Genomic DNA, 19962 nt, shown 5'->3' with positions numbered 1-19962 from the left:
GGTGTTCATGTCGCAACCGTCGGGGCACGTCGTGGTGACCGGGGCCGCGGGACTGGTCGGTTCGGCGATCGTGCGCCGCCTCGGGGCCGCGGGCTGCCCGGTCGTCGGGGTGGATCGCCTGCCGTCGCCCGACACGTCCGTGGTGGCGGACCTGCGCGACCCTGCGTCGTGGCGCCACGTGCTGTCCGGGGCCCGGGCGGTCGTGCACACGGCGGCCCTGCACGCGCCTCACGTCGGGGTGCGCCCGGACGACGAGTTCCGTGCGATCAACGTCGGGGCGACCCGGGACCTGTTGGACGCGTCGTCCGCCGCGGGAGTACGGCGCTTCGTCCACACCAGCTCGACCTCGGTGTACGGGTACGCCCTGGAGTCGGCGGACGAGGCGGCCTGGGTCACCGAGGACGTCGTCTGTCGACCTCGTGACATCTACGACGAGACGAAGCTCGCGGCGGAAGACCTGGTGCTCTCCGCGGCGGGCGCGATGAGCACGGTGTGCCTGCGCATCGCGCGGTGCTTCCCCGAACCACCCGCGGTCCTGGCCCGGCACCGGCTCTACCGGGGTGTGGACGCAGCCGATGTGACGGAGGCCCACCTGCTCGCCGTCCTGGGCCCCCGGGAGGCGGCCGGAGTGCTGAACATCGCCGGCCCGTACCCGTGGCGGATGGAGGACTGCGGAGGGCTGCGGCACGATCCGGCCGCGCTCATCACCCGGCGGACCCCCGAGGTGGCAGCCGGGTTCGGCCGGCACGGATGGGAGTTGCCGACGACGATCGACCGGGTCTACGTGTCGGCGCGGGCGCGCGCGGTACTCGGCTACCGTCCCCGCCGGGGGGTGACCGCGCTGCTGGCCGGGACCCGCACCGCCGGCTGACGGTCCCGCCTCCACCGGTGGGAGGGCCCGGGACCCGCGCCCCTGCGCGAAGGCCCCGGGCGGCGTCGGGTCCCTGACCCGGCAGCTGACACGAGGGCTTCCGACCGTTCATCCGAGCCGGACGGCCGACGGACTCCGCCACGGGACGGCCCCGTGAGCGCGCCCACTGGTCCGTCGCCCCGCCCCGGGCGGCAGGAGCGCCGAGCCGAACGGGTGTGGGGCGAGTAGGCGACCCGCCCCGTGATTCACCGCAATATCTACCAATACGGGACATACGCTCCCGTCAGTGACCCCACAGACGACCACCGCCGTCCCCGGCGCACCGCTCGTCCCCCGGGCGGACCCCCGCACCGCCCTCCGCTACGCCACCGGCTGGCTCGCCACCCGCGGCGTGATGCTGTACCTGCTCCTGCACAGCGACCCGGAACTGCTCGGCTCCGGCGGCGTGCCCCGGGAGGTGTACCGGCTGTACGCCCACTGGGCCGAGCAGCTGGCCGCCGGGGGCTTCCCGGTGGGCGACCCGCTGTGGCAGTACCCGCCGGGCGCCGGGCCGGTGCTGCTGGCGCCCGCACTGGTGCCCTGGCTGAGCTACTTCGAGGCGTTCGTGGCGCTGACCCTGACCGCGGACGCCCTGGTCACCGCGGCGCTGGTGCGCGCCGGCGGCCGACCCGGACGCAGCCGGGCCGGGGCCCGGGTCTGGCTGTGCGGGCTGCCGCTGCTGCTGCACCTGCCGCTGGCCCGCTACGACGTCCTGGTCACCGCCCTCGCGGTGGCCGCCCTGCTGACCCTCGCCCGGTCCCCGCGGGCGGGCGGGGCGTGGGCGGCGCTCGGGGCCGCGGTGAAGGGGTGGCCGGTCCTGGTGCTGCTGGGCGCGCCGCCGGGACGGGCCGCCCGGCGGGCGTGGGCCGCCGCCGCAGTCACCGGGGCGGCGGTGCTGGGGCTGCTCGCCCTCGCCTTCGACGGGTCGGCGGCGTTCCTGCGCGAACAGGGTGCGCGGGGCGTGCAGATCGAGTCCCTGGGCGGCACGGTGCTGGGGTTCGCCCGGCTCGCGGGCTGGCCGGGCACCGTGCGCTACCGCTACGGGGCGATGGAGTTCGTCGGACCCCAGGTGGGGGCCGTCGCCACCGCCTCGCTGGCGCTCACCGCAGTCGCCGGGCTGCTGCTGGTGGGGTGGCGGCTGCGGGCCCGGCACTGGAGCGCGGCCACCCCCTTCGACGCCGCGCTCTGCGCGGTGCTGCTCTTCACGGTGACCAGTCGGGTGATCAGCCCCCAGTACCTGGTGTGGCTGCTGGGGCTGGCCGCGGTCTGCCTCACCTCGCCGCGCACCACCCAACGCCCGGTGGTCGGACTGGTCCTGGCGGCCACCGCGGTGAGCACGGTCGTCTACCCGATGGCGTACGGGGAGGTGACCGCCTCCACCTGGACCGGCTGTCTGCTGCTGGCGGTGCGCAACGGGCTGCTGCTCGCCGCGACCGCGCTGTCCCTCGTCCGGCTGTGGCGCGCCACCGTCCGCACCGACCCGGCCGCCGTCCCGGCGCCGTCCGAGCCCGGCGGGGAGGGGACGCCGTGGCACACGCCGAGCACGCTCCGGTGAGCGTGGTGGTCATCGGGTACGACGACGCCGCGCACGTGGTCGAGGCGGTGCGGTCCGCGCTGGCGCAGGGCCCCGCGGTGCGGGAGGTCATCGCCGTCGACGACGGCTCCACCGACGGCTCCCCCGCGCTGCTGGACGCACTGGCCGCCGCGGAGCCCCGGCTGCGGGTGCTGCGGCGCGCCGTCAACAGCGGCGGCTGCGGCACCCCGCGCAACGACGGGCTGGACGCCTGCACCACGCCCTTCGTGATGTTCCTCGACAGCGACGACCTGCTGCCCCCGCGCGCCGTCGAACGGCTGCTGGCCGCCGCCCGGGACCGGGACGTGGAGGTGGTCGCCGGCGCGTGCGTCCGCCGGGAGGTGCCGCACGGCCCCGACCGGCCCTGGCAACCCCGGCTGTACGCACCGCCCGCGGCGCCCGCCACCCTCGCGCGCCCCGCCGAGCGGCCGGAGTTGGTCCGGGACACCCTGTGCGTCAACAAGCTCTACCGGACGGGCTTCCTGCGGGCGCACGGCATCCGGTTCCCGGACGGGCGCTTCCCCTACGAGGACTTCGTGTTCGGCGCCCGGGTGCTCGCCGCCGGACCGCGGCTCGCCCTGATCCCGGACGTGGTGTACGTGTGGCAGGTGCGGCGGCGGGCCGAGCGGCTGTCGATCTCCCTGGACCGGGCCGGCATCGACAACTGGCGGGCCCGCACCACGGCGCACCGCACCGCCGTCGAGGTGCTGCGGGCCGCCGGCCAGGACGCCCTGGCGCACGCCGCCCGGGCCGCGTTCCTCGACCTGTCACTCCGGATGTACGCCCGTGACCTCGGGCGCCGCTCCCCCGCGTACCGCACCGCCTGGTGGATGGAGGCCCGCGCCCACCTGGAGACCTTCGAGCGCGCCGAGTTGGAGCCGGCGAGCGGGCCCGGCCGGCTGCTGGCCGCCGTGCTGCTGGCCTCGCCGGCCCCCCGCGACCTCGACCGGGTGCGGGAGTTGGCCGCGCGACCGGCCCGGCTGCTGCCGCCGTACGCCCGCGACGGGGACGGCACCCCCGTGTGGTCGGCAAAGGTCCCGGTGCCGCTCGACGCGCTGCTGCGCCGCCCGCTGTCCGCGCTGCCCCTGGCGGTGACGGCCGAGCTGCGGCCCGGCGCCCGCAGGGGCGGGACGCGGCTGCGGCTGCGCCTGCACGAGCTGTACGGGCGGGTGTTGGCGGCCGGCCCGTTGGGGGCGGAGGTGGTGTTCCTCGACCGTCGCACCGGACGGCCCGGGCTGCGGCACACCGTCCCGTTCGTCTCCGAGCCCGGCAGCGGCACCTGGGTCGTCGACACCGGGGTGCCGCTGGGACGGTTGGGCGCCGGCACCTGGGACCTGCGGGTGCGGCTGCGGTTCGCGGACGGCGGCGAGCGGGAGGCCACCGCGCACGCCGACACCGGGCCCGGGCTGCTGCGCCGCCGGGCGGTGCCCGACGCACGGCACGGGGTGCTGCTGGTCCAGCCGTACGCCACCCACTCGGGGGCGCTGGCGGTACGGGTGGCCCACGGGCCGCACGGGGTGCTGTCGGTGCTGAAGCGACGGGCGGTACGGCTGACGGGGGTCAGGGGCGGCGGCTGAGTTCGCACCCCGCGCCCCACGCATCCCTGCCGTTTCTCCCAAGAACCGCTCTTGCACTCGTTATTGACGGGAAGTCAGAATATGGGGAATCCGGTGATCGGTTGCTCCGCAGCTCAGCGCGGTGGTCGTCCGCTCTGACAGACTGCGCCCCGTACGGCTGCTCGCCCCCCGCGCATCCGTACGATCACCGCTCCCTCCGCACGCTTCCGTGCGCGCCCCGCAGCGCGCACACCGACCACAGGACAGGGTGAACGAGCGACCATGACCTGGCTGATCACCGGTGGTGCCGGCTACATCGGGGCCCATGTCGTCCGCGCGATGCGCGCCGCGGGCGAGCGGACCGTCGTCTACGACGACCTGTCCGTCGGCGACGCCCAGCGCGTCCCCGACGGAGTGGCGCTGGTCGTCGGGTCGACCCGGGAACCCAAGCTGATCGCCCGGGCCCTCGACGGCCACCGGATCACCGGGGTGATCCACCTCGCGGGGTGCCACCGGGTCGACGAGTCCGTCGAGCAGCCGCTGCGCTACTACCGGGAGAACGTGGAGGGGCTGCGGGTCCTGCTGGACGCCGTGGTCGAGGCGGGCGTGACCTCGTTCGTCCTCGCCTCCTCGGCCGCGGTGTACGGGGCGCCCGCCGCCGACCTCATCGCCGAGGACACCCCCTGCCAACCGGTCAGCCCCTACGGCGAGACCAAGCTCGCCGGCGAGTGGCTGGTGCGGGCCGCCGGGCGCGCCCACGGCATCGCCACGGCGGTCCTGCGCCACTTCGACGTGGCGGGCGCGGCGGTGCCCGAGCTGGCGGACACGGCGGCGGTCGGGCTCGTCCCGCAGACCCTGGACCGGCTCGGCGACGGGCTGCCGCCGCAGGTGTACGGGGGTGACCGCCCCACCCACGACGGCAGTTGCGTGCGCGACCTCGTCCATGTGGCGGACCTGGCGGATGCCCACGTCGCCGCCGCGCAACGGCTCGCGGCCGCGTCCGGTGCCGGTACCGGGCTGACCCTCAACGTCGGTCGTGGCGAGGGCGTTTCGGTGCGGGAGGTGGTGGCGGCGGTGACCGCCGCGGCGGGCCGGGAGGACGAGCCGGAGGTGCTGCCCCGCCGGGCGGGCGACCCGGCCCGGCTGGTCGCCGACGTGGACCGGGCGGCCCAGGTGCTCGGCTGGCGGCCCCGGCACTCGCTCGCCGACATCGTCACCTCCGCCCGGGCGGGCTGGCTGCGGGCCCACCCCGGGGCGGACCGCCCCCGGGCCCGGACCGCGACCGGTTCCGCGACCGCCGCGCGCCCCGCCGGGCCGACGGCGGTGGCCGCCGCCCGGACCTCCGGACGGCTCAGCGCAGCAACGGCGCCACCCGCTCGGCCAGCGGCCGGGTCACCCGGGCGGTGAGGCCGACCGGGTCCCAGCGGATCTGGAGCCGGCCGGCGCCCCGCGGCTCGGGCTCCACGGTGACCAGGTGCGGGGCGAGCCCGTGCCGGTAGTCGACGCGTGCCCGTAGCGGGGGGAAGCCGAGCGGGGCGAGCAGCAGCCCGGTGTTGCGCAGGCCCCGCTGGGCCAGCACCAGCACGGGGTGCCGGACGCCGGGGAAGCCGTGCAGCGGGAGCGGGGCCGCCGCGAGGTCCAGGCGCACCCGGCCCTCGAACACCCCGGGCCGCACCGGGTCGATCCGGAACGGCACTTCGAGCCGACCCCCGCCGGGCGCCACCGCCAGGGCCGCGGCCTGCGGTCCGACCGGGAGCCGCAACCCGGGGTCGTGGGTGCGCACCACCAGGTCGACCGCGGCGCCGGGGGCGGCCCTCAGGTCGAGGATCTCGTGCCGGAACAGGGCGCTCGGGAAGGGGCCGGCGTCCACCCGCTGGTCGTCGAGGTCCAGTTCGCGCCGCCCGGTGGCGGTCGCCGGGACCCGGTCCCCCCAGTACAGCCGCCCGTCCGGGCCGGCGGTGACGGTGCGGGGGGCGACGCCCTGGCCGAGCCCCCGGGCGGCCACCCGGGCCTCGGCGAGCCGGCCGTCCCGCACCAGTTGCAGCACCACCCGCTCGGCGCGCGGCAGCCGGGCGTAGGCGGCCGGGGCGAGCGTGGCCAGATAGGGGTTGACCAGGTCGGCGAAGCCGGCCAGCCAGGCGTGGTCGCGGTACGGGAGGTCACCGGCGTACATCCGGAAGTCGTGCTTGAGGAACTTGTAGTCCTTCTCCGGCCGCAGCGCGGCGTGGCCGGACTCGCGGAGGAAGTCGTCGATGAGCCGCCCGACGTGGACCCGGTCGCGGACGTTGCCCAGCAGATGGCGCTGGTTGGAGATGGAGGCGGTGCCGGCGGCGGCGTGCGGGGCGATGTACCAGCGGTAGACGGTGTCGGTGAGGACGGTGAACTCCCTGGCCAGGCAGTACGCCTGGGCGGAGAAGAGCTGGTCCTCGTAGTGGATGCCCTCGGGGAAGCGCAGCCGGTTGCGGTCCAGGAACTCGGCGCGGTACATCTTGCTGGTCGCCAGGTGCTCGAAGAGCAGGCGGGGCTCGGCCTCGATGCCGGGCACGGTGCGCCGCTCGGCCACCAGGTGCGGCATCCAGGTGGAGACCCGGCCGGTGTCGACGCGGACCCGTTCGACGGCGCCCATCACGAAGTCGACGGGGCGTTCCCGGTGCGCCGCGAGCAGGGTCTCCACGGCGTGCGGCGGGAGTTCGTCGTCGCTGTCCAGGAACATCAGGAACGGTGCGCGGGCGACGTCCAGGGCCCGGTTGCGCGGGGCGCTGCACCCGCCGCTGTTCTCGGGCAGCCGCAGCACGGTGATCCGGTCGTCCGCGGCGGCCAGTTGCCGGGCGACCCGGGGCGTGTCGTCGGTGGAGTGGTCGTCGCTGATGACGATCTCGATCGCCCGGTGGCTCTGCCGGCGCAGCGAGTCGACCGCACGGGGCAGTCGGGCCGCGTCGTCGTGGACGATGACGGTGACGGTCACGTCGGGCGTTCCGGGTGCGGTGGCGGCGTGCACCAGGTGCGGGGAGGTCGGTCGGTCGTGCGGGCTCATGTCGCGTCGGCCTCCTGGGGGGTGGGGACGGGCCGCCGTTCGTCGACCGGCACCACGGGCGGCAGCGCCGACTCGGGTTCGCCGAGGAAGACCCGGCGCACCACCCGTTCGGCGGCCAGTCCGTCGTCGTAGGCGCAGAACCTGCGGCGGAACGCGGCCCGGGTCTTGGCGCTCGCCGCGTCCTGCCAGGCGCCGGAGCGGATCGCCTCGGTCAACTCCTCCTGGGTGCGCACCACGTGGCCGGGCGCCTGGCTCGTCAGGTCGAAGTAGACGCCGCGGGTCCTGGCGTAGGTCTCCCAGTCGTCGGCGTAGACCAGTACCGGCCGGTCGAGGCCCGCGTAGTCGAACATCAGGGAGGAGTAGTCGGTGATCAGTCCGTCGGCGGCGAGTTGGAGGTCCTCGACGGGGTCGTAGGCGGACACGTCGACCACCCGGCCGTCGCGGCGGAGCCCGGCGAGCGGCGAGGTGCCGCCGTAGAAGTAGTGGCCGCGCACCAGGAGCACGGCGTCCTCGCCGAGGTGCGCGGCGAGGGCGGCCAGGTCCAGCCGGGGCGTCCAGCCGGCCTCGTAGTCGCGGTGGGTGGGGGCGTACAGGAACGCGGTCCGGCCCCGGGGGATGCCGAGGCGTTCCCGGACCGCGCGGATGCGGGCGGGGGTGGCCCGGTGCAGCACGTCGTTGCGGGGGTAGCCGTGGTCCAGGGAGACGTAGCGCGAGGGGTAGGCGCGTTCCCAGGTCTCGGTGGAGTGCGGGTTGGCGGAGACGCTGTAGTCCCACTTGTCGACGCGGGCCAGCAGGGCGCGGAAGTTGAGGCCCTTGGCGGCGGCCGGGTACGACAGCTGGTCCAGGCCCATCCGCTTGAGGGGGGTGCCGTGGTGGGTCTGGAGGTGGACCGCGTCCGGCCGTTTGACCACCGCACCGGAGAAGTTGACGTTGTTGACCAGGAACCGGGCGCGGGCCAGCGCCTCCCAGTAGTCGGGGGTGCCCGGCACCACGTACCGGGTGCCGGGCGGCAGCAGCGGCACCCGGTCCCGGGCGACCACCCACACCTGCCGCACCTCGGGGGCGAGGGCGGCGAGCTTCTCGGCGATGGCGGCCGGGTTGCAGGTCACGCCCCGGTCCCAGTAGGCGGAGAACACGGCCAGGTCGTCGTGGACGGGCCGGTCCAGGGCGCGGCGGTAGCGGTGGTCGCGCAGCTTGGCGGCGGCCCGGCGGCCCCGGGTGCGCCAGCGCTCCCGCACCTCGCGCTGCTGGTGGTTGACGCCCTGCACGGCGCGGTAGGGCCGGTAGGCGTCGCGTTCCAGCAGCCGGTAGCGGACCCCGTCCAGTCCGGGGGGTGCCGGATGGCCGGGCGGACGCCAGCGGGCGGCGGCGCGGGCGGCGCGGTGGAAGAACTCGCGGGCCACCGGCTCCGGCAGCGCGCCGCGGGCGATGACGCGCAGCCACTCGCGGACCATCACGTCGTAGAGCGCCGCCCGGACCGCGGTGGAGGCGCCCTGTGCGGCCAGCACCTCCTGCACGGCCTCGTACCGTCCGACCAGGCCGTAGTGGTCCTCGGGGGTGGGGGGCGGCAGGCTGGCGGTGCGCAGCCGGCGGTCGTCGAGGACGGGGTGGTCGAGGGCGGTGATCCGGCGGGCCCGGGCGAGGACCGCGTAGGCGAGGAGTTCCGCGTCCGGTTCGGCGGCCCACTCGGGGTGGGCGCGCCAGTGGTCGGTGCGCAGCACCCGGGCGCCCAGCAGCGGGGTGACCCGCCACAGGTCGGGGCAGTCGTCGAGGGTGCGCGGCACCCGGCCGGCGCGGGCCAGCACGGACGCGTCGGGGGACGGTCGTCCGGTGGCCCACCAGGTGGAGTGGACGGCGTCCAGGACCAGCACGTCCACGTCGGGGGGTTGGACGGCGGCGAGGTCGGTGACGGTGCGCCAGGCACCGCCGGGCACCCGGTCCTTGGCGGGGACGAAGTGGAGCCAGGGGGCGGTGGCCCGGGCGGCGCCGGCGGCCCGGGCGGCGGCCTCCCCGGTGCCGTCCGGCAGCGGCAGCGGCAGCAGCCGGGGGTCCTGGGCGGCGTACCGTTCGGCGAGGCGGTGGGCGGCGGGGTCGGTGGTCGCGACGATCACCTCCACGGGGGCGGCCGGCCCCGTGACGAGGTCCTCCAGGCACTCCTGGAGGTGGCCCTGCACGTTCCTGCCGTGGACCACCGCGCTCAGTCGGGGGCCTTCGTCCGCGCCGGTCGGCACCGGTGTGTCATCCGTCATCACGCGCCTCCTCCGTGTCCGCATCCGTTCCGTCACCCGTGCCCCGCCGGGCCCGCGCCGGGCGGGTTCCCCGCCCTCAGGGCACCACCCGGTACAGCCGCTCCCCGTTCGACCCCTCCGCCACCTCCCGCAGCCCGTCCCCGGGCCGGCGGGGTCCGTCCAGCACCCAGCGCACCCGGTGGGCGGCGAGGATGCGGGCCCGCTCGCCCGCCGCGGTGTCCTCGGCGTAGTACCGCTCGGTGGCGGCGATCCGCTGCCGCTGGTCGGGGAGCAGGACGTCCGGGTAGCCGGGGGCGACGGTGTACGCCCCGTGCGCCGGGAGTTGGCGGGCGGGGAAGGTGCGGGCCATCACCACGTCGCCGTAGCGCACCCACGGCGTGGTCCAGCGGTAGCCGTGCCAGGGCTCCCGCGCCTTGGCGGCCACCGGGTCCGGGAGCCAGTGGTGCGGCACCGCGTAGCCGAGGGTGCCGATCTGCATCCAGGCCCCGACGGCCAGTGCCGCGGCCAGCAGCAGGGCGAGCGTCGTCCGCCACCAGCGCCGGGTGGCGGCGAAGACCTCGATGGCGACCGCGAGTTGGGCGGGGATCAGGACCGCGGGCAGGGCCCGTCCCCAGGCGTAGTGACCGCTGACGCCGCCGGCGGCCACGAGCAGCAGCCCCAGTAGGAAGAAGAGCGCCAGGGGGTCGCGCCGGTCCCGCCACCAGCGGGCGGCGAGCGCGGGCAGTCCGACGGCCACCAGCCCGAACCGGATGGCGGTGTCCCGGTACAGCGGCCGGTGGATGGCGTCCATCCCGTCGGCCCCCCACAGGGCCAGCAGGTCGTAGTACGGCCAGGCCAGGACCAGCGCGCCGGCGGCGGCGGTGCCGCCGGCGAGTCGTGCCCACACCGCCCGCGGCGGCCAGGGCCGCGCGCCGAGCACCAGGGCCAGCACTCCGAGCCCGGCCACCACCCCGGTGAACTGGTGGACCAGCACGATCGTGCCCCACAGCAGTCCCAGCCCCAGGAAGACCGGCCAGGAAGCCGCCGCGGCCAGGGCCCGGCGCAGCCACGCCCACAGGTGGAAGGCGAGGCCGAGGGCGAGGGTGCTGGGGTAGGAGACGGTCAGGGCCAGCGAGCCGAGTCCGGTGAAGCCGCTCCAGGCGAAGACCCGGGTGCCCCACAGCAGGGTCAGGCAGAGCAGGGCGAGGGGAACCGCGGCCGTCCGTTCGGTGAGGGTGCGGACGAACCGCCACACCCCGCTGAGCAGCACGGCGAGCCCGACGAGCGCCGCCGCCCGCAGCACCCCGAAGGTGGGGGCGCCGCTGACGTCGGCGACCAGGGCGAAGAACACCGCCCACGGCGAGTAGTACGGGCTCGGCGTGTCCGCGTCCACCAGCGGGTTGCCGGGGTTCACCAGGTCGTGGCGGAGCCGCTCCAAGGTCGCCGCGTGCATGCCCAGGTCGCCGATCCACGGCAGCCGCAGGCTCACCAGGAGCAACAGCAGGACCGACAGGGCCGCGGCGGTCCACACCGCGCGCGGGACCAGGGACCGGGCCGGGCGGGGGGCGTCGGGGGCGGAGGGGGCGGTGCGCACCCGGGCCAGCGTCACCGTCCGGCGCGGGTGGGTTCGGCGGGGCGGCGGCTGCCCGGCAGGACGTCGGGGCCGCGGGAGGCCCCGGGGCGGTGCGCGCCGGTGGTGCGCGGGCGTGGCCGGGGGAACACCCAGGTGCGGTAGACGAGGAAGCGGAACGCCGAGGCGAGGCCGATGGAGAGGGCCTTGGCCAGGTTGGAGGCGAGCGGCCCGGTCAGTTGGGCGCCGTGGTAGGCGAGGGAGAACAGCACGCTCTCCATCATCACGCCGGCGCCGCTGAAGACGAAGAAGAGCACGACCTGCGGGCGGGTGCGGGCCGTCCGGTCGCGGTAGGCGAAGAACCGGAAGCCCAGGTAGTTGCTGCTCATGGCGGCGCAACTGGCGAGGACGGTGGCGGTCATCGGCCCGCTGCCGAGCCCGTGCAACAGCAGGTTGAAGACCACCAGGTTGACCGCGACGCCGGAGCCGCCGACGACTCCGAACTTGGCGATTTCCAGCGCGAGTCGACGCGGTCGGCCGCCGACCCGCGCCCCGGCGCGCGCCGGGGGTCGACGGTCGGGCGGGCTGGTCGAGTCGCCGGAAGCATGGACGGTCACGAGCGGCACCCCTCGGTCTGACAATCGGGTCCACCATAGACCCCATGACCATGTTTGCTGGTGATTGTCAGCACTTGCCCGAGTTGCCCCGTTCTTGGGGCGGGACGGGCGAGCGCCCCCGCACCCGGTGGCACCGGGTGCGGGGGCGCTCGTCACCGCCCGGGGTGGGACCGCCGGCCCCGGCCCGCTCAGGTGTGGGTGCGCAGCAGCGTCCGCATGGTCCGCATCGCCACCGACAGGTTCGCCAGGTCGAAGTCCTCCGAGCCCTGGATCTCGTCCAACGTGGCCCGGGCGCGCCCGAGGATCGCCACGTTCTTCTCCTCCCACTCGGTGAACCGCTCCTCCGGCGAGGAGGACCCGTTGCCGGCCGTGAGCACCTCCGCGGTGAGCGCCGCGTGCGCCGCGTACAGGTCCTCGCGGATCGCCGCCCGGGCCATCGACTGCCAGCGGTCCTCCCGCGGCAGGGCGATGATGCGGTCCATCAACTGGGTGATCCGCAGCCGGTCCGCGAGGTCGTAGTACACCTCGGCGACCGCCAGCGGGTTCTTGTCCATCCGCTCCGCCACCGCCACGATGTCCAGCGTCGGGAAGGCCGAGGAGAACCCGGCCACCCGGGCCGCCAACTCCTCCGGCACCCCGGCCCCGGTCAGTTCCTCGCGGATGCGCTCGTACCACTCCAGGTCGGCGCCGCGCAGCAGCTTCGGCAGCTGCGTCCACACCTGCGCCACCCCGTCCGCGAAGAAGTCGACGGTCGAGGCGAGCTCCAGGGGCTGGTGCCGGTTGTTCAACAGCCAGCGGGTGCCGCGCTCGACCAGCCGCCGCGAGTGCAGCCGGATCCGGGTGAGCACGTCGGCCGCGACCTGGTTGTCCAGGGCCTCGACCGCGTCCCAGTCCCCGCCCAGTCCGAAGATCTCCCGGGCGGAGAGCTGCGCCCGCACGATCTCCTCCAGCGAGGCCCCGGTCTCCTCCCGCAGCCGGTGCAGGAAGGTCGAACCGCCGCTGTTCACCGTGTCGTTGACCAGCAGGGTGGTGATGATCTCCCGGCGCAGGGCGTGCCCGTCGATCTGCTCCCCGAACCGCTCGCGCAGCGCCGCCGGGAAGTAGGCGTACAACAGCCGCTGGAGGTAGGGGTCGTCCGGCAGCTCGGTGCCGATCAGCTCGTCCGCCGCGGTGATCTTGGTGTAGGCGATCAGGACCGCCAGCTCGGGCTGGGTCAGTCCGCGGCCCTGCCCCAGCCGCTCCCGGATCTGCCGGTCGGTGGGCAGGAACTCCAGGGACCGGTCCAGCGCGCCGTCCTTGGTCAACCGGCGCATGAACCGCTGGTGCGCCTGGAGCAGCGAAGCCGACTGGGCCTGCGCGTTGGCGAGCGCCACGTTCTGCGCGTAGTTGGTGCGCAGCACCAGACGGCCCACCTCGTCGGTCATCTGGGCCAGCAGCGTGTTGCGCTGCTTGACGGTCAGATCGCCGTCCGCGACCACCGAGTTCAACAGGATCTTGATGTTGACCTCGTGGTCGGAGGTGTCGACGCCGGCGCTGTTGTCGATGGCGTCGGTGTTGATCCGGCCGCCGGTCTCGGCGAACTCGATCCGGCCGAGCTGGGTGAAGCCCAGGTTGCCGCCCTCGCCGACGACCTTGACCCGCAGGTCGGCGCCGTCGATCCGGATGCCGTCGTTGGCCTTGTCCCCGACCTCGGCGTTGGTCTCCGCGGAGGACTTCACGTAGGTGCCGATGCCGCCGTTCCACAGCAGGTCGACCGGGGCCTTCAGCACCGCCCGCATCAGGTCCGCGGGGGTCATCTTCGACACGCCCGAGGGAATGCCCAGGACCTGCCGGATGTGGCTGTTGAGCTGGATCGCCTTGGCGCTGCGCGGGAACACCCCGCCCCCGGGGGACAGCAGGTCCGTGTCGTAGTCGGCCCACGAGGAGCGCGGCAGTTCGAACAGTCGGCGCCGCTCCGCGTAGGAGACGGCCGCGTCCGGCTCCGGGTCGATGAAGATGTGCCGGTGGTCGAAGGCCGCCACCAGCCGGACGTGCTCGGACAGCAGCATGCCGTTGCCGAACACGTCGCCCGACATGTCGCCGACGCCCACCGCGGTGAAGTCCTGGGTCTGGGTGTCGTGGCCCAGCTCCCGGAAGTGCCGCTTCACCGACTCCCAGGCGCCGCGGGCGGTGATGCCCATGCCCTTGTGGTCGTAGCCGGCGCTGCCGCCGGAGGCGAAGGCGTCACCGAGCCAGAAGCCGTACTCGCCGGCCACGCCGTTGGCGATGTCGGAGAAGGTGGCGGTGCCCTTGTCCGCGGCGACGACCAGGTAGGTGTCGTCCTCGTCGTGCCGGACCACGCCCTGCGGCGGCACGACCTCCCCGCCGACCAGGTTGTCGGTGATGTCGAGCAGCGCCGAGATGAAGGTCGTGTACGAGGCGACGCCCTCGGCGAGCCAGGCGTCCCGGTCCACGGACGGGTCGGGCAGCTGCTTGGCGACGAACCCGCCCTTCGCGCCCACCGGCACGATCACGGTGTTCTTCACCATCTGCGCCTTCACCAGGCCCAGGATCTCGGTGCGGAAGTCCTCCCGCCGGTCCGACCAGCGCAGACCGCCGCGCGCGACCTTGCCGAACCGCAGGTGCACGCCCTCCACCCGCGGCGAGTACACCCAGATCTCGTACGCCGGGCGGGGCGCCGGCAGGTCCGGGATGGCCTGCGGGTCGAACTTCATCGACACGTAGGGGTGGTGTCCGCCGTCGGCGCCGCGCTGGAAGAAGTTGGTGCGCAGCGTCGCCTTGATGACGGTGAGGAACGAGCGCAGGATGCGGTCCTCGTCCAACGAGGCGACCTGGTCGAGCGCGCCGTCCAGCTCCTCCAGCAGCCCGTCGATCAGCTCGGTGCCGGCGTGCTGGCGCTCCGGCGACATCCGCGCCTCGAACAGGGACACCAGCAGCCGGGTGGTGTGGACGTTGTCGCGGAGGGTGTCCTCCATGTAGTCCTGGCTGAAGGTGGAGCCCGCCTGCCGCAGGTACTTGGCGTAGGCGCGCAGCACCGTGGCCTCGCGCCAGGTCAGCCCGGCGCCCAGCACCAGGGCGTTGAAGCCGTCGTTCTCGGCCAGGCCCGTCCAGGTCGAGGCGAAGGCGTCCTGGAACCGTTCCCGACCGTCCTCGCCCAGGTAGTCGCCGTTGCCGCCGCTCACCGACTTCGGCATCCGCAGCCCGAAGTCGTAGATCCACGCGGTGGTTCGGTCGGCGCAGCGCAGCTCGTAGGGGCGCTCGTCGACGACCTCCACGCCGAGCCGGCTGAGCACCGGCAGCACCGCCGACAGGGAGACCGGCTCCCCGGTGCGGTAGATCTTGAAGCGGCGTTCGTCGGGGGCGCTGCCGACCGGCTCGTACAGGCTGAGCGAGAAGTTCTCGGCGGAGCCCCTCAGCGCGTCGACGTGGCTGAGGTCGGCCACCGCGGCGCGCGGCGAGTGGTCGGCCTTGTACCCCTCGGGGAAGGCGTTGCCGTAGCTCCGCAGCAGTTCGGCGGCGCGCTCCTCGCCGCACTCGGCGTTCAGGGCCTCGGCGAAACCGTCCGCCCAGGACCGGGCGGCCTCCACCAGCCGGGCTTCGATGCGGTCCTTGTCGGCGTCGCTGAGCACCGGCAGCTCGGTGCCCGGTGCGACCCGGACCACGAAGTGCAGTCGGGACAGGATCGACTCGGTGTTCCACGCCGTGAAGTCGACGCTGGCACCCGACAGCTCCTCCTTGAGGATGTCGATGATCCTCAGCCGCACCCCGGTGGTGTACCGGTCGCGCGGCAGGTAGACCAGCGCCGAGTAGTAGCGGCCGTACTCGTCCTTGCGCAGGTACAGCCGCAGCCGGCGGCGCTCCTGGAGGTACAGCACGCTGGTGACGATGGCCCGCAGTTCGTCGACGGGGGTCTGGAAGAGTTCGTCGCGCGGGTAGGTCTCCAGGATCTGGAGCAGGTCGCGCCCGTCGTGGCTGTTGGGCGAGAAGCCGGCGCCCTGGAGCACCTCCTCGACCTTGCGCCGCACCACGGGCACCCGACGCACCGATTCGGTGTACGCGGCGGAGGAGAACAGGCCGAGGAAGCGGCGTTCGCCGATGACGTTGCCCTCGGTGTCGAACTTCTTGACGCCCACGTAGTCGAGGTACGAGGGCCGGTGCACGGTGGCCCGGCTGTTGGCCTTGGTGAGGACGAGCAGCTTGTGCTCGCGGGCCTTGGCGCGGGCGTCGGCGGGCAGCCGGTTGAACGAGGGGCTGACCGGGTGGTCGTCCTCGCCGCCGTGCTGCGGGTCGGAGCGCAGGATGCCCAGGCCGGTGCCGGGGACGGGGGCCAGGGAGTCGTCGTCCCGCAGGTCGTACTCGCGGTAGCCGAGGAAGGTGAAGTGGTCGGCGGCCAACCAACGCAGCAGTTCGCGGGCCTCGTCGACCTCCTGGTCCCGCAGGTCGTCGGCGGTGGGCTCGGTGGGCAGGTCGTCGGCGATGCGCAGGGCCGCGTCCCGCATCTTCTCCCAGTCCTCGACGGCCTCGCGGGCGTCGGAGAGGACCCGGAGCAGGTCGGTGGTGATCTGCTTGAGGTCGGCGCGGTCGGTCTCGCGGTCGATCTCCACGTGGATCCACGACTCGACCAGCGCGTCGTGCGGCTGGGCACCGCGGGGGCCGGTGGCCCGCTCGGCGGGCAGGATCTCCTGGAGCCTGCCGGTGACGTCGCGGCGCACCACCACCTGCGGGTGGATCACCACGTGGATGCCGCGTCCCTGTCGGGACAGTTCGTTGGTGACGGAGTCCACCAGGAACGGCATGTCGTCGGTGACGACCTCCACCACGGAGTGGCTGCTGGTCCAGCCGTTCTCCTCGACGGTGGGGGTGTGGACCCGGACGTTGGCCGTGCCCTGCGGACGGTTCTCGGCCAGCCGGTAGTGCGAGTGGGCGGCTCCGAAGACGTCGACCGGGTCGCGGTCGGCGAGGTCCTCGGGGGCGGTGTGCAGGTAGTAGCGCTGGAGGAACGCGAGCAGGGTCTCCCGGTCCGGAGCCCCCTCCCCCGTCGTACCGGTCGGTAGGTTTCCCCCGACCGGACTGTTCTCAGCTACCCGGGCGGCCCGTGCGAGCAGCTCGGCCTTGGCTTCGTCCAGCTTGGTCTGCATTGTCCTCTGACTCCTGTCGCGCGCCGTTGCGTGACGTAGAAGGGGGTGAAGCGACACCGCACCGCGGCCCGTGCCGTCGGGTGGGGAGCGGGGTGACGTCGCACCGCGCGAGGTGCGGGGCGGGGTCGACCGGGCGGGTCACCGGGGTGACGGCCGGGCGGGTGCCCCGTGCGCGAGGACCAGCGACGGCCCGGGCACGGAAGTCCTCCGCGTGCACCGGGCGCAGGGCAGGGGCTACGACGCCCCTGCGGGATATCGCGCTGATCACGGGTCCAGGCTATCGCCCCCCACCGGGGAGCCGTCATGAGCCGTATGTGTACAAAACAAGCGGTCAAACTTTGACACTCTGCACACCCCGCCCGGAACGGACATGGTGCAGGGCCCGGCACACGGGGCGCACCCCCGGGAATTCTCCGGCCGTCCGCCCCCGTGTGTCCCCGTGCGCCCCCGACATCCCCTGGTGTCCCCTTGGCGACACTCCGCAGGCGCGGCAGCGTGAGCGGTGACGGAACGACGGTACGCGCCGGGCTCCGGCGCACGACCGATCGGGTGCCGGCGCACCGGTGCACACACGGGAGGAGCAAGGACCGCGATGGCGACGAAGATCCTGATCGTGACGGGTGACGCCGCGGAGTCACTGGAGGTGCTGTACCCCTACCAGCGACTGCGGGAGGAGGGGTACGAGGTCCACATCGCGGCGCCCAGCCGCAAGCAGCTCCGCTTCGTGGTGCACGACTTCGAACCCGGATTCGACACCTACACCGAGAAGCCCGGCTACACCTGGCCCGCCGACCTCGCCTTCTCCGAGGTGGACCCCGGCGACTACGCGGCCCTGGTGATCCCCGGCGGGCGGGCGCCCGAGTACCTGCGCGGCGACGGGGAACTCCGCAAGATCCTCAAGGCGTTCTTCGACGCCGACAAGCCGGTGGCCCAGATCTGCCACGGCCCGCTGCTGACCGCGGCCACCGGGTCGCTCCGGGGCCGCCGGGTCACCGCTTATCCGGCGCTGGAGCCGGACATGGAGGTGAACGGCGCCGAGTTCCAGGACGCGGAGGTGGTGGTGGACGACACCCTGGTGTCCTCCCGCGCCTGGCCGGACCACCCGGCGTGGATGCGGGAGTTCCTGAAGGTCCTCAAGACGGCCGCCTGAGCCCGGGGCCGGCCGCTTCGCCGGCCCCCGCCCGCCGCTCCGTCCCCGCCGGCTCGGACCGCGGCTCCGGTCCGCGGGGCTCAGCCCAGCAGGCGCTCCGCCTCCACCACCGCCTCGGCCAACGAGTCCACCACCGGCACCCCCATCGCCTCCAGGCTCGCCCGGCCGTGCGAACCGCCGGTGTAGAGCACCGCCTCGGCGCCCGCCGCACGGGCCGCCACCGCGTCGTCCGCGGCGTCCCCGATCACCACCACCCGCGAGGCCGGCACCTCCGCCAGGGCGTCGAGGTGGCGGGTCATCGCCTCCGCCTTGGACACCCCGGACGGCCCGAGCCGCCCCTCGACCCGGGCGAACAAGGGTTCGATCCCGAAGCCGCGCACCAGGGGCACCAGCTCCTCGTGCCCGTACATGCTCAACAGCGACTGGCTCCGGCCGGCGCCCCGCCAGCCGGCCAGCAGCTCCTCGACGCCCTCCGTCAGCCCGCAGCCGTCCCGGTGCTCGGCGTAGTGCCGCTGGAAGACCCCGTCCATGGTGAGCCACTCGCCCGCGGTGGGCGTCCGCCCCATCAACCGCTCGTAGAACTTGGGGATCGGCACGCAGTACAGCTCCCGGTACTGCGCCACGGATATCGGCCCCAGGCCGATCTCCGCGAACGCGGCGTTGCTCGCCGCCACCACGGCGTCGACGTCGTGGAACAGCGTGCCGTTCCAGTCCCAGACGATGTGTGCTCCCTGCGTCCCCATGCCCGCCAACGTACCCGCTGCCACTGACACCGGGGCGCGGCCGCGGGCCGGTCAGTCCGCGATCAGGCCGGGGATCTCCTGCGTCGCGTACCACAGCAGATCGTGGTCCTCGGCCCCGTCGACCACGAACCGCGCGTCGTCGTCCCCCAGGTCGGCGGCGCCCAGCGCGGCGGCCGCCGCGGTGACGTCCGCCCGGGCCTCGTCGGAGTCCAGGTGCACCGCCGCCGCCCTGGCCAGGGCGACCGCACGGGCGACCCGCACCTCGCCCAGCGCGCCCGGGTCCAAACCCCGGTCGGGGTCCGGCACGGCGGCGCCGTCGGGGACGTCGACCGCCACCACGACCCGCCGGCGCGGGCAGCCCGGGTCGACCGCGAGCAGTCGGAGCGAGGCCACCGCGGCCCGGTTCAGCGCCGCGTACTCCAACTCCTCCAGATCGTCGGAGAGGTACCACTCGCGCAGCGCCGGCGTCACCGCGTACGCCGTGAACGGGCCGGGCCCCAGTTCCCCCGTCCGGTACGCCTCGGCGAGGGCGGGCAGGGTCAGGGGGACGTACACGCGCATGGCTGGCCGCTTTCTGGGACGGGGCTCCCTCGCGAGGGCTCCCGGAAGGCTGATCCGCGGGGACCGGTTGACCCAGGATACGTGCGGGGGTCCCCGATCGGGCCGCCCCCGTGCATCACCCGCGCCCCACCGGTGCCACCCCCGGCGGGGGTCCCCGCCCGACCGGACGGAACCCCGGCGGCCCCGGTTCCCGGGGTCCCCCGGATAGGTGAATCCGGGGCCCGCCGACCCCTGGTCCCGGGCGTGTTGCACCCCCGTTCCCGGCCCGCGTACAAGATCCGCAACCAGAAGCTACCGCCGGGTAGCCCCGGGAGGGGCCCGGCGATCGGGGGTTCACCATGCGCAAGGTCATGACCCGCACGGACGCCGCTCCCGGCCCGGGGACGCCCGTCGACCCCGCACCCGCTCCGGAGCGTGCGACCAGCGCGGGCGCCCTCCCCCGACACCCCGCACGCCCGGCACGCTCCCGCCCGCCGGGGCGCCGCGACCCCCGTCGCCCGCACCCCGCCGGCCGGCACCCCGGCTCCCGCCGACCCGCCACCGGCCCCGCGCCCCGCCCCACCGACCTGTTCGCCGACCGGCTCCTCGCCGTCCTCACCGGCCGCCGCCCGGTCCACTCCATGCTCCGGCACATGGCCGGCGGCGCCTACGACGAACTGGCCCGGCTCGCCGACCGCAGCCCGCTGCCCCAGGACGGCCCCGCCCCCGTCGTCCGCGACGTCGGCTACTGCGTGCCCCGCCCCGGCGCCGTCGAGGCGTTCGCCCGGATCGCCACCGGCGACCGGCTCAGCGCCATGGCGTTCCGCCTCGAACGCACCGACGACCGGCGCTGGCGCTGCACCGCCCTCGACCTCGGCCGCCGCTGACCACGCACCACGGGCC

General features: G+C 74.7%; 13 protein-coding genes. 6 read left to right on the top strand and 7 right to left on the bottom strand.

The features are described from left to right. Positions 1-7 precede the first annotated feature (7 nt). From ABT092_RS24840 to galE, 4 genes are all read left to right on the top strand, one after another. Positions 8-871, top strand: a complete 864-nt coding sequence (locus tag ABT092_RS24840) for an NAD-dependent epimerase/dehydratase family protein (protein WP_351247495.1) — start codon at positions 8-10, stop codon at positions 869-871. A gap of 394 nt (positions 872-1265) precedes the next feature. Next, a complete protein-coding gene (locus tag ABT092_RS24835) occupies positions 1266-2465 on the top strand; it encodes a glycosyltransferase 87 family protein (protein WP_351247517.1) in 1200 nt (399 codons plus the stop codon). Next, positions 2438-4060 (top strand): glycosyltransferase family 2 protein, encoded by a 1623-nt coding sequence (locus ABT092_RS24830; protein WP_351247493.1) that lies wholly within the window; start codon positions 2438-2440, stop codon positions 4058-4060. Before ABT092_RS24835 ends, ABT092_RS24830 begins: the two co-directional genes overlap by 28 nt. Before the next feature lie 261 nt (positions 4061-4321). Then, complete coding sequence (gene galE, locus ABT092_RS24825; RefSeq protein WP_351247491.1) at positions 4322-5446, top strand: UDP-glucose 4-epimerase GalE; 1125 nt, start codon at positions 4322-4324, stop codon at positions 5444-5446. On the opposite strand, the gene ABT092_RS24820 is transcribed toward galE, so the two are convergent. The 5 genes from ABT092_RS24820 to ABT092_RS24800 form a co-directional block, all read right to left on the bottom strand. Then, complete coding sequence (locus tag ABT092_RS24820) at positions 5391-7073, bottom strand: glycosyltransferase family 2 protein (protein WP_351247488.1); 1683 nt, start codon at positions 7071-7073, stop codon at positions 5391-5393. The two genes, galE and ABT092_RS24820, sit on opposite strands and share 56 nt — an antisense overlap. Then, positions 7070-9322: a CDP-glycerol glycerophosphotransferase family protein gene (locus ABT092_RS24815; protein ID WP_351247486.1), complete on the bottom strand. Its 2253-nt coding sequence runs from the start codon at positions 9320-9322 to the stop codon at positions 7070-7072. Before ABT092_RS24815 ends, ABT092_RS24820 begins: the two co-directional genes overlap by 4 nt. 76 nt (positions 9323-9398) lie before the next feature. After that, a complete protein-coding gene (locus ABT092_RS24810) occupies positions 9399-10895 on the bottom strand; it encodes a hypothetical protein (protein WP_502968497.1) in 1497 nt (498 codons plus the stop codon). Between the two features lie 11 nt (positions 10896-10906). Beyond that, a complete protein-coding gene (locus ABT092_RS24805) occupies positions 10907-11488 on the bottom strand; it encodes a GtrA family protein (protein WP_351247484.1) in 582 nt (193 codons plus the stop codon). A 188-nt stretch (positions 11489-11676) separates the two neighbouring features. Continuing rightward, entirely contained in the window at positions 11677-16626 is a 4950-nt protein-coding gene (locus ABT092_RS24800) for an NAD-glutamate dehydrogenase (protein WP_351247482.1), read from the bottom strand. 592 nt (positions 16627-17218) lie between these two features. Here ABT092_RS24800 and ABT092_RS24795 point away from each other — a divergent pair. Next, positions 17219-17776: a DJ-1/PfpI family protein gene (locus ABT092_RS24795; RefSeq protein WP_351247480.1), complete on the top strand. Its 558-nt coding sequence runs from the start codon at positions 17219-17221 to the stop codon at positions 17774-17776. Between the two features lie 80 nt (positions 17777-17856). Here the strand turns inward: ABT092_RS24795 and ABT092_RS24790 are convergent, their stop codons facing one another. Together ABT092_RS24790 and ABT092_RS24785 are read right to left on the bottom strand one after the other, a co-directional pair. After that, positions 17857-18519, bottom strand: coding sequence for an HAD family hydrolase (locus ABT092_RS24790; RefSeq protein WP_351247478.1), 663 nt, complete (start codon positions 18517-18519; stop codon positions 17857-17859). A 51-nt stretch (positions 18520-18570) separates the two neighbouring features. After that, complete coding sequence (locus tag ABT092_RS24785) at positions 18571-19080, bottom strand: DUF6912 family protein (RefSeq protein ID WP_351247476.1); 510 nt, start codon at positions 19078-19080, stop codon at positions 18571-18573. A gap of 350 nt (positions 19081-19430) precedes the next feature. Between ABT092_RS24785 and ABT092_RS24780 the strand changes: the two genes are divergently transcribed. Next, positions 19431-19946 carry an Rv3235 family protein gene (locus ABT092_RS24780; protein ID WP_351247474.1) on the top strand — a complete coding sequence of 172 codons (516 nt, stop codon included), beginning with the start codon at positions 19431-19433 and terminating at the stop codon, positions 19944-19946. Positions 19947-19962 lie beyond the last annotated feature (16 nt).

It is taken from the genome of Streptomyces sp. NPDC002490 (assembly GCF_040296045.1).
Lineage (GTDB): Bacteria > Actinomycetota > Actinomycetes > Streptomycetales > Streptomycetaceae > Streptomyces.
This window is presented reverse-complemented; position numbering and strand designations above follow the sequence as displayed.

What these genes read in the sequence shown, in the direction of transcription:
- galE (WP_351247491.1), top strand. Translation starts at nt 4,322, where the DNA reads ATGACCTGGCTGATCACCGGTGGTGCCGGCTACATCGGGGCCCATGTC.
- ABT092_RS24835 (WP_351247517.1), top strand. Translation starts at nt 1,266, where the DNA reads ATGCTGTACCTGCTCCTGCACAGCGACCCGGAACTGCTCGGCTCCGGC.
- ABT092_RS24840 (WP_351247495.1), top strand. Translation starts at nt 8, where the DNA reads ATGTCGCAACCGTCGGGGCACGTCGTGGTGACCGGGGCCGCGGGACTG.
- ABT092_RS24785 (WP_351247476.1), bottom strand. Translation starts at nt 19,080, where the DNA reads ATGCGCGTGTACGTCCCCCTGACCCTGCCCGCCCTCGCCGAGGCGTAC.
- ABT092_RS24795 (WP_351247480.1), top strand. Translation starts at nt 17,219, where the DNA reads ATGGCGACGAAGATCCTGATCGTGACGGGTGACGCCGCGGAGTCACTG.
- ABT092_RS24790 (WP_351247478.1), bottom strand. Translation starts at nt 18,519, where the DNA reads ATGGGGACGCAGGGAGCACACATCGTCTGGGACTGGAACGGCACGCTG.
- ABT092_RS24820 (WP_351247488.1), bottom strand. Translation starts at nt 7,073, where the DNA reads ATGAGCCCGCACGACCGACCGACCTCCCCGCACCTGGTGCACGCCGCC.
- ABT092_RS24815 (WP_351247486.1), bottom strand. Translation starts at nt 9,322, where the DNA reads ATGACGGATGACACACCGGTGCCGACCGGCGCGGACGAAGGCCCCCGA.
- ABT092_RS24780 (WP_351247474.1), top strand. Translation starts at nt 19,431, where the DNA reads ATGACCCGCACGGACGCCGCTCCCGGCCCGGGGACGCCCGTCGACCCC.
- ABT092_RS24800 (WP_351247482.1), bottom strand. Translation starts at nt 16,626, where the DNA reads ATGCAGACCAAGCTGGACGAAGCCAAGGCCGAGCTGCTCGCACGGGCC.